Source organism: Nostoc sp. (assembly GCF_036917135.1).
Taxonomy (GTDB): domain Bacteria; phylum Cyanobacteriota; class Cyanobacteriia; order Cyanobacteriales; family Nostocaceae; genus Nostoc.
Window position 1 is genome coordinate 65,554 of the sequence record NZ_JBALEA010000090.1, and the last position, 13,198, is coordinate 78,751.

Here is a 13,198-nt window from a genome sequence, read left to right on the forward strand (position 1 = left end):
CAATGCTGTTTCAGCAAACTTTATCTCAGGTATATTCATGTTTATACTTAAAAATTACAAACTAAATCATCTACTTTTATCTCTATCAATAGAGATAGTTAATAGGTCTATCTTTAGTAATAAAAAATAGACTGGCTTAATAATTTTTAATACATATTAGTATTTATTTATATCCTCATAATTTTCTCTAAATTCTCCATCTAAAGAGTCTTAAATCAAAATACAACTATTTATTAGCTAGCTCTGATAAACAAGCTTTAATTCTGTATGCAATTAGACTTAATTTAAAACTTTATAATGATTATTAAAAGTAAGGATAATCAAAAATTAACGCATCCTCACAGCAGTGCCTGTGGCAGTAATCAGCAAAAGAACTCCTGACTGGTCAAGATTGATTGTGCCAGTATCAATTTCAATCCCGATTACAGCATTTGCTCCTAAACGTTGTGCCCGTTGTTCTAATTCTTGTAGTGCCTTGCGTTGACCCTGCTCAAATAGACGCTCATAGCTACCAGTGCGTCCACCGATAATATCTCGAATACCAGCCAAAAAATCCCGCAAGAAATTGCTACCATAGACTACTTCTGCTGTCACAATGCCTAAATATGACTCAATGACGGCTCCTTGAATTACATCAGTGGTAGTTATAATCACAAATTAACCTCCTAGATAGGATATAGTATGTTGATATTTATTATTAAAGTGTTTATCAAAATACTTGAGCAATTGTAACTTTGATTACAGAATACAGTTTTGATAAACATCCTGGCACACAATTCTAGATTGCGCTTTGAGCTTGAGTATTTTCTTTAATGGTAAACAGGAATTAAAGGAACATTTTAATTATAAAATTTATCTTAACGTGTAATGACAAAAAAAGATGTGAACGCCTGGGTGATGACTTCTAAAAAGGTAGTATCAAGGACTAAAAATTGCATACAGAGTTAGCAAATTCTTAAATGAAATAAAAAACAGGAATGAATGTCAAACCCTGTAAGCTCGGCACATCAACATTTAGGATTTATTCAGATACCTGTTGGGATTCTCCGATTAACACGTATAACTACTGATTAAAAAATGTGTTATTTTGCTATTCTACTGGTTTATATGTAGAGTAAGGTCATCTGAGCCTGGATAGCTGACACTTCATTTCTCAGTAAAAACTCTGTCATGTAGTGTTGATTGTAAAGGAAAGGCAATGAAGTATTAACATCTTAATGAATACGAATAAATACAGTTTCCAAAAGTCCATATTTTTGTTTTAATGTACAAGAAAAAAGTTCTCTAAAATTTCAGGAAATTTACTGTGTACAAGCCAACATCATTCGTGTTTAGTGTGGTGTTACTAGGATGTTTTGCCTTCACCATACCTTCAGTAGCTCAGGCTCAGGTATTAGTGGCACAAGGCAAAAACCCAGAGTTAAAGCAACTACTGGAGCAAGGACGGAGGTTAGTGGATGCTGGTGATTATGGTGGTGCGATCGCAGTTTATCAGCAAGCAGCTAGTTTAGACCCCAAGAATGCTAAAATTCATTCAGGTATTGGGTATTTATACGCTCAACAGGGAAATTACCAGGCAGCATTAACAGCTTATCGTCGAGCGATCGCTATCAACCCTAACAACAGTGATTTTTACTACGCTGTGGGTTATATTAAAGCCAATTTGGGCGATACACCTGGGGCAAAGGAAGGTTATCGTCGTGCCATACAGCTGAACCGTAACAACGTTAACGCCTATTTAGGATTGGCTGTAACACAATCGCGTATGGGAGACTATAGTGCAGCTACCTGGGCTTATGAACAAGCAATCGAGTTGGATAAGAACAACGCCCAGACTTATGAATTAATGGGTTCGATGTATAAACAGCGACAACAAACCAAACAAGCGAACAGCTTGCTTCAGAAAGCCCGTGACTTGTACAAGCGCCGCAATGACTCACAAGGCGTGGATAGAGTAGAAGCCATGCTGCGACAGTTAGGAGGATGAGGTTAATCTAACTGGCGTCCCGTTAATTCCACAAAAATATCTTCCAGATTAGAGGGACGCACCATCATTCCGGTTTTATCGGGCTGTTAATTCAACTAGATATTCGCTGCTGCCAAAGATGGGAAAAACAAATATTCCCAACTACGAGCGCCATCACTTCCCACATCAGACACACCTAATTGTTTCATCACCAAACCTTCACCGTGAGCAGAACGCAGCTGTTGTAAAGTTCCCAAAGAAATCAGCTTACCGCTATCCATAATACCAATACGTCCTGGCTTGGTGGAGCCGAAAACATCGCACAAAAATTCGACCTCATCCATATAATGGGTCGTCAGTAGCATCGTCATCCCTTGTTTATTCAAATCTCGAATAATTTCCCAGAGGCGTCGCCTGGTTTGGGGGTCTAGTCCTACCGTTGGTTCATCCAAAAACAAAATTTGCGGTTGATGCAATAAAGCTCTCGCAATCTGCAACCGTCGTTTCCTACCCCCAGACAGGGTTTTTACCAAATCATCACGTTTTTGTGCTAGCTCAACATACTCTAGCCATTGATTAATCAATAGACATCTCCGAAAAAGACACGTAGCATTGCTACGTCTCTAAAAGGGTTCTGGGTGACGCATATTTAATTTCTGGAGATGTTTAATTTTTGTCGCTGCGGGTTACCAGTATGATGTAGTCTTCCGTGCAGTTCCATATTTTCCCAGACACTAAGCGAACGCTCCTAATTAAAAATTAAAATCCCCCTAAATAAATTTAGTTGCTCTATTCCTTTTCTGTTTCGGTCATGGATAAATTTGCTGAGGCCATTTCATGATTAACACTACCATTCTGATGACATCAAACTAAATATATTTTATTAACCCTTAGATAACTCAATCTTTACTCATTGCCATCACAGGGTGTGGTAAACACTTATCGTGTAATACTTTAGTTTAAGGTTGCTATTATTTAGTATGGAATCTCATCACTCATTGAAGCTCAACCGTAGACAGTTTTTGCTACGTTCAGCTATTACAGCCGGTGGAATTATTTCTACAAATCTCGTAACCAAATCACCAGCTTTTGCCCAAGCACCTGCAATTGTCACCTCTGATAAAATGCGTCCTGGCATACCTTATGGTGTAGCAAGCGGAGATATATGTAACGATAGCATTGTGATTTGGAGTCGGAGCGATCGCCCCGCCAAAATGATCGTAGAATATTCTACCAGCGAATCTTTTCGCAATGTGCAGCGAGTTGTGGGGCCTAATGCTTTAAAAAATAGCGACTTCACTGCACGGCTTTGTTTGAGGAATCTACCACCAGACCAAAAATTATTTTATCGGGTGATTTTCCAAGATTTAGATTATCAACGTACTTGCAGCGCTCCTTTTTATGGTAGTTTCCGAACTCCCGCCAAATCTGGACGAGATGTATTCTTTGTTTGGGGTGGCGACACCGCCGGTCAAGGATGGGGTATTAATCCTGATTTTGGTGGGATGAAAATTTACGAAACTATGCGCCAACTTAATCCCGATTTTTTCATCCATTCTGGCGATAATATTTATGCTGACGGTCCCATTCAATCAGAAGTGACTTTAGACGACGGCACTATTTGGAAAAACATCACCACACCAGAAAAATCAAAAGTAGCAGAAACTCTCACAGAATTTCGTGGCAACTATATATACAATTTGCTGGATGAAAACATCAAGCGTTTCAATGCTGAAGTTCCCATATTGGCGCAGTGGGACGACCACGAAACTAGGAATAACTGGTATCCTGGGCAAATTATCCTCAACGATGACCGTTATACAGTTAAGGATGTTAACTTGCTAGCCGAAAGAGCAAGACAAGCATTTTTAGAATATCTGCCTATTGGATATGCAAGCAATAATCCAGAGAAAGCGAAAATTTATCGCTCCTTTGAGCATGGACCATTACTAGACATTTTCATGCTGGATGAGCGCACCTATCGGGGGCCAAATAGTCCCAATAATCAGCCAGTACCAAGTAAAAAAACAGACTTTTTGAGTAAAACACAAGTGCAATGGTTGAAAGGGCAATTGTTGTCATCAAAAGCAACATGGAAAGTGATTGCTAGTGATATGCCTTTGGGACTGATAGTTAAAGACGGTAGCACTGATTTTGAAGCTTGGGCTAATGGAGATGGCCCAGCTTTAGGAAGAGAACTAGAACTTGCCGATTTACTACGATTTATCAAAAACAAAAATATCCAGAATGTTGTTTGGTTAACTGCTGATGTACATTACGCAGCAGCCCACTATTACGACCCCGCTAAAGCACAATTTACCGACTTTAAGCCTTTTTGGGAGTTTGTTGCTGGGCCGCTTAACTCTGGCACATTTGGCCCTAACCAATTGGAAAATACCTTTGGGCCACAATTGATATTTCAAAGCCTTCCTCCAGGTACGAAAGCAAATCGACCGCCAAGTGAAGGTTTGCAATTCTTTGGAGGAGTCAAAATTGATAGAAATACAAAGGTGATGACGGTAACATTGCGTAACTTGGCTGGGAAGACTATTTACAGTGTAGATTTACCGCCAGAAAAATAAATCTCTAAAAGTGCGGCAAAATTTAGCCAGTTAGATAGAGTAATTACGCAATTTTTTACTTTGTCTGCTGGCTTTGTTATTTTTCGTGAGATGTTGAAGGATGAAAAATCTTGTGCGATGCCTGGGTTGGGCTTTGCCAACGCCACTGATAGGAGCTAAATTGAAGTAGGTAGAGTTTTGGAGTTGATCATGCTTAAGCAACTCATCTTAGAAAACTGGAAAAGTTTCCGTTATGCAGAGCTTCCACTTGACCCCTTGACTGTTCTGATTGGTACAAATGCAAGTGGTAAGTCTAATGTGGTTGAAGCTTTTGAATTTTTACAAAGAGTAACACAAGGTCAGAATATTGAAGCAGCTTTGGCGGGTGATAAAATACTTTCCTCGATTCGAGGTGGTGTGGAGTGGGCAGCACTTAAACCAGAAACTGAGTTTACATTAAAATTTCTGGTTCAGGGTGATGATGAACATACCGATTATCTATATGCAATCAAAATACAAACACAACCTGTTGTAATAGTCATAAGAGAATTCATACAAATACTAGATGTGGAAAATTCAGATTCATTAATTGAATTTTCAATCAAAGATAAAGATAGTTTTATTCCCATTAGAAGTGCATTGAATACATTAGAAGGAAGTGGTACAGCGACAGGTTCAGGTGTAATTACAATTGCTAAAAAATATCAGTTAAAGAATGTTGATGATGTTTCTAAAAGAATTAGGAACATCACTAACTTAGTTATTAAAGCATTAGAAAAAACCTTTGTTTTAAACCCCATTCCTTCTAAAATGAGATCATATTCACTACTGTCTGATACCCTAGAAAGCGATGCTTCTAATATCGCAGGTGTCCTAGCAGCATTAACCGATAAACGAAAAAATGAAGTAGAATCAATTCTATCAGCCTACATCAAAGATTTCCCAGAAGGCGATATTCAAAAAGTATGGGCAGAAAAAGTTGGTAGATTTGGTACTGATGCCATGCTTTACTGTCAGGAAGAATGGAAACCTGGTCATATTACAGAAATTGATGCTAGAACTATGTCAGATGGAACTTTACGTTTTCTAGCAATTATCACAGCACTACTCACCCGACCAGAAAGTAGTCAAATAGTAATTGAAGAAATAGATAACGGTTTTCATCCATCACGTGCAGAATTGCTGGTAAGAATACTACGAGAAATTGGCAGCAAAAGAAAAATTGATATTTTAATTACTACCCATAACCCAGCTTTACTTGATGCTTTAAGCCCAGAGATAGTTCCTTTTGTGGTTGTCGCACACCGGGATAAAGAAACTGGAGAAAGCAAGCTTACACTTTTAGAAGAGATTGATAATTTTTCTAAGTTGTTTGCGTCATATTCTTTGGGTGATATGACAACTAAGGGTGCAATTGAAAGAAGCCTTTCTCATAATGAATAGTTAGTAATATGAGAAAGGTGCTACTAATCGATACATCGCTTTTATGCGTTTGGTTACAAGTTCCAGGTAGAGAAACTGCTGGTAATAATGAATGGAATTTTGAGCGCGTAAATCAGAAAATTCAGGCAGAAATCGCCAAATCAACAACACTGGTACTTCCTTTAGCGAGTGTTATAGAAACAGGTAATCACATTGCACAAGCTAAAATAAACACGATAAATAAGTTTCCAACAGCTCAAAAATTTGCCGAAATCATAACTTATGCTGCTGATGAAACGACACCTTGGGCGGCTTTTAGTGAGCAGATTGTGCTTTGGGAGGCAGCAGCACTAAAAAGTTTAGCGGCTCAATTTCCCATTCAGGCTGTGCAAGAGACTTCTATGGGTGATGCTAGTATTGTCATCTTGGGTTGGCACTATCACCAAAAGGGTTTCCATGTAGAATTTTTAACTGATGATGACAAGCTAAAATCTCAAGAACCACCTCCACCACAGCCACCTACGCGCCGTAGCAGCCGAACAAAAGGGTAAAATATTCTTAAGCGTATCTATAGCCCGCCCCAAGCATCGCTATTCATCTCTATTTGCCCAAAATAGAGGTTTTTTAACTAACTTTTCAGGAATTAAGTTGGACAGGAATTGTAATAATAAACTCCGTTCCTTCTTTTACAGTAGATATACATTGCAGTTGACCACAATGTTTTTCGACAACGATTTGATAGCTGATAGATAGCCCCAATCCAGTGCCTTTACCGACGGGTTTAGTGGTGAAAAAGGGATCAAATAATCGTTTTTGTATATCCTTGGGAATTCCTGTACCATTATCAGCAATGCGAATAACTACTTGCTGATTATCTGTGGCTTCAGTACGAATACTAATTAATGGTGATTTGAGAGTTGAATAACCTGATTCCAAACTCTCGAAGATAGCATCAATCCCATTTGCTAGAATATTCATAAATACTTGATTTATTAACCCAGCGTAGCATTCTACTAAGGGGATATTTCCATATTGTTTAATAATAGTAATTGTATGACCTGTTTGCTGATTCGTTAGACGGCTTTGTAATATTATTAAAGTACTATCAATACCTTCATGAATATCAACTATTTTTTTCTCAGATTCATCGAGACGAGAGAAGTTGCGTAAAGAAAGAACTATCTCTTGGATACGCTTAGTACCAAACTTCATAGAATCAAGAAGCTTCAGGAAATCGGCAGTTAAAAATTCTAGTTCCATTTCAGCGATCGCAGCTTTAATTTCTGCCACTGGCACCGGATAATGATGTTGGTATAAACTAACTAATTTTAGTAAATCTTGAGCGTAATTGAGCGCATAACCAAGGTTGCCAGCGATAAAGTTTACAGGGTTATTGATTTCGTGGGCAATTCCAGCAACGAGTTGTCCCAAAGCAGCCATTTTTTCATTCTGAATTAATCGGGTATAGTTATTCTTCAGGTTACGAAAACCTGCTTTGGCGATTCTAGATTGCTCTTCTACTTGCTCTAGTTGAGCTAATGTTAAAATATTAATTTGGGAGTAAGCTAAAAGTAACTGATGGAAATCGAGTAGTTTATAGCTGCCTAAGTGAGTTTCTATTAAAATCGGCTCATATACAAATTGAGCTACTCGCTGCAAGGCTACCTGAATTGCTTCTACAATGGGCGTATCCTCAGAAATTACACATACCTCTGGTTGAAGGGAATTAATCAAATTTATCGCAGGTCGTTTAGAAAATAGTGGGAAACTATAGGGACGGCTCATGTGTTCAAAAAATCTTTGCCGCGAAATCATCCCCAGATAGTCATGATTTTTCACCAGGATAATTCCTGGTAGTAAAGGCTCTTGCTTAAAGAGTGTATTCAAATCATTTGCCGGACTATCTGCCTCGACGTAAACAGACCAAAGTGGTAATTCTTGTAAAGTAGACTCTAATCGCAAGTTCAAATTATTAGCATTTGTCATGCTATGTATAGCCAGCATACTTTCAATCCTTAAAGTTGAGTTAATATTTCTGGTAACACCCCAAACAAGCATTGCGATAATTGCAAAGTTAATCAAACTTATATTTCCCTGATTACTGCTTAAAATTACACTTATGCTGCAAAACTCCTGGTGTTAGGACATCTCATGCTTTTCTATACTGGACAATTGATCCCAATTAGGAATTACGCAAAAATCGCCAAAAAGCTGAATTTATCAATTTGTAGAGTTATCCAGAACCCTTGTAGAGAAGTAGTACTGCTAAATTTCTATTTTTCAGAGATGCCTAAATAACACACCACCGTTGTTCAGATAAAGGTAAAATATCCTTGAGCGTAGGCGTAGCCCGCCCCAAGCATCACCCTTTTTCCGTAACATAACTCATAATTAAATGTTATAAAATTTACTTGTGTAATTACCATAGGACTCCTCCAAAGATTTTTGAAAACATCTTGGGACTGAAAAGCCCGTTTTATCAGGGTTTCATTTGAAATCTTGTTCCGAAATCAGTCAGGAGTCTTATAGCACCTATGACATTAATAGAATATAGATAATTAACTAAATAGGAGAACCTAATGGAAGGTAAAAGATTTATCCGCACTCTGCGATTAGAAAACTTCCTCTCCTATGGAAGTGAAGGTGAAGAAATTGAACTGCAACCGCTCAATGTCTTAATTGGTGCTAACACTTCAGGTAAATCGAATTTAATTGAAGCAATTGGAATTCTAAAAGCAACACCGACAGACTTACCCGCCCCATTTCGGCAAGGAGGAGGGATTAGTGAGTTTTTGTGGAAGGGCGGACAGGAAAATCCAGTAGCCAAAATAGAAGCTACTTTAGATTACCCTCAAAGACCCCAGAATTTGCGCTACTATGTAAACTTAACTTCGATTGGTCAAAGACTAGAGTTAGTGGACGAAGCTGTAGAAAATGAAGAAAGATATCAAGGTCAAAGTGATGTCTATTTTTACTATCGTTATCAAAATGGTCGTCCCATTTTAAATATTAATAAATTAGACGAAGATTTAAAAACAATAGTTCAACGTACTCGTACTCTTCGCCGAGAAGATTTGATTCCAGATCAGTCAGTTTTATCTCAAAGAAAAGATCCAGACTTGTATCCAGAACTCTCTTATCTCAGCACAGAATTTTCTAATATTGCTTTATATCGTCACTGGCAGATGGGGCGATATTCAGAACCAAGGAATGCTCAAAAAACTGACTTACCCGAACATCCTCTACTAGAAGATGGGAGTAATCTCGGTTTAGTGTTAAACAATTTACAACACCAAATAGGTAATAGGAGAATTATTGAAAAACTGAAAAAATTTTATGAACCAGCCGAAGAACTGAGTGTGAGAATATATGGAGGTACAGTACAGATATTTATTCGTGAAGAAGGTCTTATTCAACCAATTCCCGCAAATCGTTTATCTGATGGTACACTTCGTTATTTATTTTTAATGGCTATACTACTTGATCCAACTCCACCACCACTTATTTGTCTTGAAGAACCAGAGATTGGTTTACATCCAGATATTTTAGCGACTATTGCAGAAATGCTCATTGAAGCGTCTCAGAGAACACAACTAATTGTCACCACTCATTCCGATTCTTTAGTTTCTGCTTTGAGTGAATATCCCGAATCAGTCATAGTTTGTGAACGAGATAAAAAAGGCAGCCACTTCCATCGTCAGGAACCTGAGAGATTGAAAAAATGGTTAGAAAAGTATACTCTTGGTGATCTCTGGCGTATGGGGCAAATTGGTGGAAATCGTTGGTAATGAAGATATACATTTACATTGAGGGTGCTGGAGATGAAGATGATACTGAACTGCTACTCAGACCAGACCACGCCCCAGGTTTTCGTAGCGGGATCAGAAGTGGAAAAGAAACCACAACTGGACTACGCCCAGGTTTTATAAAATTTTTTCAAGAGCTATATGATATTGCTGGTGAAAACATTAAAATATTTATCGTTATGTGTGGATCAAGGCGTGATGCTTATGAAGATTTTAAAACGGCTTTAGAGTCTCAACCAGAAGCTTTCAATGTTTTATTAATTGATGCTGAATCTCCAGTTGATTCCACTATTACACCTTGGGAACATCTGACAAGTAGAACAGAAGATCATCCTTGGATTTTAGATGCAGTTAATTTTGACGATGAGCAGTGCCAACTGATGGTGCAAACAATGGAAGCATGGTTTATTGCTGATATTGATGCTTTAAGAGAGTTTTATGGGGAGGGATTTAGGGAAGATGGAATTGAACGTTTGATGGCACAATATCAGAATGTAGAGCAAATTTCTAAAGAAACCTTGTATATCCAGTTAAAGACAGCTACCCGTCATTCAAAAAATGGCAAGTATGAAAAAAGAACTAAAAGGACACACGCTCCGAAGCTTTTAGCATTGTTGAATGTAGCTAGGGTTCGTCAAGCTTCGCCATACTGCGATCGCCTGTTCACCACACTAACAGCAAAAATGGATGTATCAACCAACAACCCCAGCCAAGCGTAAAAAAACCTTGAGCGATCGCTATTCAACTTTCACATCACGTTATCATCGGATATTGTGGAATTTCCGCGCATACCCCAATAGCATCTATGACCGCTTCTCACTCTGAAACTCCATCTACCAAACCCGACGCAAGTACTTTTATTTCCGACCATTTACAGGTAGACCGCAGTAAGCTAAGTCAAATGTACCTGCACTATGTCGAGACGAAGGATAAATATCCTCACGCGGTATTGCTGTATCGGGTAGGAGATTTCTTTGAATGCTATTTCCAAGATGCTGTAAAACTAGCGCAAGAATTAGAATTAGTTCTCACTAGTAAGCAAGCTGGGGAACAAGGACGAGTGGCGATGTCTGGTGTTCCCCATCACGCTTGGGAACGCTACACCACGATGCTGGTAGAAAAAGGCTATGCAGTGGTAATTTGCGACCAAGTGGAAGATTCTTCGGAAGCTGCTGGGAGATTGGTACGGCGGGAAGTAACGCGCATTCTTACCCCCGGTACTTTGCTAGAAGAGGGAATGCTCAAATCCAGTCGCAATAATTACTTAGCAGCAGTAGTAATTGCCGCAAATCATTGGGGTTTAGCTTATGCAGACATCTCTACAGGTGAATTTCTCACCACTCAAGGTAGTGATTTAGAACATTTGACACAAGAATTAATGCGCTTGCAACCTTCAGAGGTGTTAGTTCCAACAAATGCGCCCGATTTGGGTAGCTTGCTGCGTCCAGGAGAAACTTCGCCCCATCTTCCCCAGTGTTTGCCACCATCATTTTGTTATAGTTTGCGATCGCAACTTCCCTTTTCCCAAGGTGAAGCTAGACCTAGATTATTGCAGAAATTTAAGGTGCGATCGCTCGAAGGACTCGGTTGCGATCATCTTCCCCTCGCTGTCCGTGCGGCTGGTGGTCTTTTAGAATACCTGGAAGATACCCAAAAAGAAAACCCTGTCACTCTTCAAAGACTCCGCAGCTACACTGTCACCGACTACCTAATAGTTGACAATCAAACTCGCCGTAACTTAGAAATTACCCAAACCGTCCGGGATGGCACTTTTCACGGTTCCCTACTCTGGGCGTTAGATAAAACGAGTACAGCTATGGGTGGGCGGGCTTTGCGGCGGTGGTTGTTGCAACCGCTACTCGATATTAAAGGTATTCGGGCCCGTCTTGATACCATCCAAGAATTGATGGAAAATACGCCCCTGCGTCAAGATTTGCGGCAGTTATTACGCCAAATTTATGATTTGGAACGACTTACAGGAAGGGCGGGTTCTGGTACAGCTAATGCTAGAGATTTAGTAGCTTTGGCAGATTCCCTCTCACGCTTACCGGAATTATCCAATTTAGTCGTTGAGACGCGTTCTCCTTTCCTGAAAGCTTTGCAAAAAGTCCCAAGTGTGTTGGAAGAATTAGCACAAAAGTTACACGCACATCTTGTAGAGTCGCCACCCATACTAATTAAAGAAGGCGGATTAATTCGCCCTAGCGTAAATCCCCTGTTGGATGAGAGAAAGGCGACTGTAGAAGCAGACCAGCAATGGATTGCCAACTTGGAAGTTGATGAGAGAGCCAAGACAGGAATTTCGACACTGAAGGTAGGATTTAATAAAACCTTTGGTTATTATATCAGTATTTCCCGCAGCAAAGCTGACCAAGTACCCGCTAATTATATCCGCAAGCAAACCTTGACCAATGAGGAACGTTACATCACTCCAGATTTGAAGGAACGGGAAGCCCGAATTTTGACGGCGCGAGATGATTTAAATCAGTTGGAATATGAGATTTTTACGGCGTTGCGAGAAGAGGTAGCACAAGAGGCGGAAGTAATTCGCAATCTGTCTCGTGCAGTGGCGGCGGCGGATGTGTTGTGTGGTTTGGCTGAGTTGGCGGTGCATCAAGGTTACTGTCGTCCCGAAATGTTGCCAGGAAGGGAGATTAACATTGTTGATGGTCGTCATCCGGTGGTGGAACAGTCTTTACCGGCGGGATTTTTTGTGCCGAATTCGACGCAATTGGGAAGTGAGGAAACGAACCACAGAGGCGCAGAGGACGCAGAGGGGAAGGAGAAGAGTTTCCCCGCACCTGACTTAATTATTCTGACTGGGCCAAATGCCAGTGGCAAAAGTTGTTATTTGCGTCAGGTGGGATTGATTCAGTTAATGGCGCAAATTGGGAGTTTTGTACCAGCGAGGTTTGCTAGATTGGGAATATGCGATCGCATTTTTACGCGTGTTGGTGCAGTAGATGATCTTGCAACTGGTCAATCTACCTTCATGGTGGAGATGAATGAAACTGCAAATATTCTTAACCATGCTACATCTAGATCGTTGGTATTGTTAGATGAAATTGGTCGTGGGACAGCAACATTTGATGGTCTTTCCATAGCTTGGGCGGTGGCGGAATATATCGCAGTGGATATTCGCTCACGCACAATTTTTGCTACTCACTATCATGAATTAAATGAACTGGCTAGCATTATACCGAATGTGGCTAACTATCAGGTGACGGTGAAAGAATTACCCGACCAAATTATCTTTTTGCACCAAGTCCAACCAGGAGGCGCTGATAAATCTTATGGAATTGAAGCGGGAAGATTGGCGGGTTTACCAGCCGTAGTTATTCAACGGGCAAAACAAGTCATGGGGCAAATTGAAAAACACAGTAAAATTGCGATGGGGCTGCAAAATCTCGATGGGTAATACCAATTCTGTATGAAGGTGCGCC

The 13,198-nt window shown here is 39.8% G+C and carries 9 protein-coding genes and 1 pseudogene; 7 read left to right on the plus strand and 3 right to left on the minus strand.

Annotation, left to right across the window (positions count from 1 at the left end; all coding sequences use genetic code 11):
- Window positions 1-327: 327 nt before the first annotated feature.
- Window positions 328-654: a YbjQ family protein gene (locus tag V7K50_RS28410; protein WP_334966016.1), complete on the minus strand. Its 327-nt coding sequence runs from the start codon at window positions 652-654 to the stop codon at window positions 328-330.
- Window positions 655-1,306: 652 nt separating this feature from the next.
- Between V7K50_RS28410 and V7K50_RS28415 the strand changes: the two genes are divergently transcribed.
- Complete coding sequence (locus tag V7K50_RS28415) at window positions 1,307-1,987, plus strand: tetratricopeptide repeat protein (protein WP_334966018.1); 681 nt, start codon at window positions 1,307-1,309, stop codon at window positions 1,985-1,987.
- Between the two features lie 2 nt (window positions 1,988-1,989).
- On the opposite strand, the pseudogene V7K50_RS28420 reads toward V7K50_RS28415, so the two are convergent.
- A pseudogene (locus tag V7K50_RS28420) lies at window positions 1,990-2,550 on the minus strand (ATP-binding cassette domain-containing protein); the annotation flags it as partial.
- 396 nt (window positions 2,551-2,946) lie between these two features.
- Between V7K50_RS28420 and V7K50_RS28425 the strand changes: the two are divergent.
- The 3 genes from V7K50_RS28425 (at window position 2,947) to V7K50_RS28435 (ending at window position 6,500) form a co-directional block, all read left to right on the plus strand.
- Window positions 2,947-4,548 (plus strand): alkaline phosphatase D family protein, encoded by a 1,602-nt coding sequence (locus tag V7K50_RS28425; protein ID WP_334966020.1) that lies wholly within the window; start codon window positions 2,947-2,949, stop codon window positions 4,546-4,548.
- A gap of 189 nt (window positions 4,549-4,737) precedes the next feature.
- A complete protein-coding gene (locus tag V7K50_RS28430; protein WP_334966022.1) occupies window positions 4,738-5,970 on the plus strand; it encodes an AAA family ATPase in 1,233 nt (410 codons plus the stop codon).
- An 8-nt stretch (window positions 5,971-5,978) separates the two neighbouring features.
- On the plus strand, window positions 5,979-6,500 hold the full coding sequence (locus tag V7K50_RS28435) for a hypothetical protein (protein WP_334966024.1): 522 nt from the start codon (window positions 5,979-5,981) through the stop codon (window positions 6,498-6,500).
- 85 nt (window positions 6,501-6,585) lie between these two features.
- Here the strand turns inward: V7K50_RS28435 and V7K50_RS28440 are convergent, their stop codons facing one another.
- A complete protein-coding gene (locus V7K50_RS28440; RefSeq protein WP_334966026.1) occupies window positions 6,586-7,953 on the minus strand; it encodes an ATP-binding protein in 1,368 nt (455 codons plus the stop codon).
- Window positions 7,954-8,528: 575 nt separating this feature from the next.
- Between V7K50_RS28440 and V7K50_RS28445 the strand changes: the two genes are divergently transcribed.
- The 3 genes from V7K50_RS28445 to mutS all read left to right on the plus strand — a co-directional run bounded on the left by V7K50_RS28445 (window position 8,529) and on the right by mutS (window position 13,173).
- Window positions 8,529-9,737, plus strand: coding sequence for an AAA family ATPase (locus tag V7K50_RS28445; RefSeq protein WP_334966028.1), 1,209 nt, complete (start codon window positions 8,529-8,531; stop codon window positions 9,735-9,737).
- Entirely contained in the window at window positions 9,737-10,474 is a 738-nt protein-coding gene (locus tag V7K50_RS28450) for a DUF4276 family protein (RefSeq protein ID WP_334966030.1), read from the plus strand. Before V7K50_RS28445 ends, V7K50_RS28450 begins: the two co-directional genes overlap by 1 nt.
- A gap of 86 nt (window positions 10,475-10,560) precedes the next feature.
- Complete coding sequence (gene mutS, locus V7K50_RS28455; RefSeq protein ID WP_334966032.1) at window positions 10,561-13,173, plus strand: DNA mismatch repair protein MutS; 2,613 nt, start codon at window positions 10,561-10,563, stop codon at window positions 13,171-13,173.
- The last annotated feature ends 25 nt before the right edge of the window (window positions 13,174-13,198 follow it).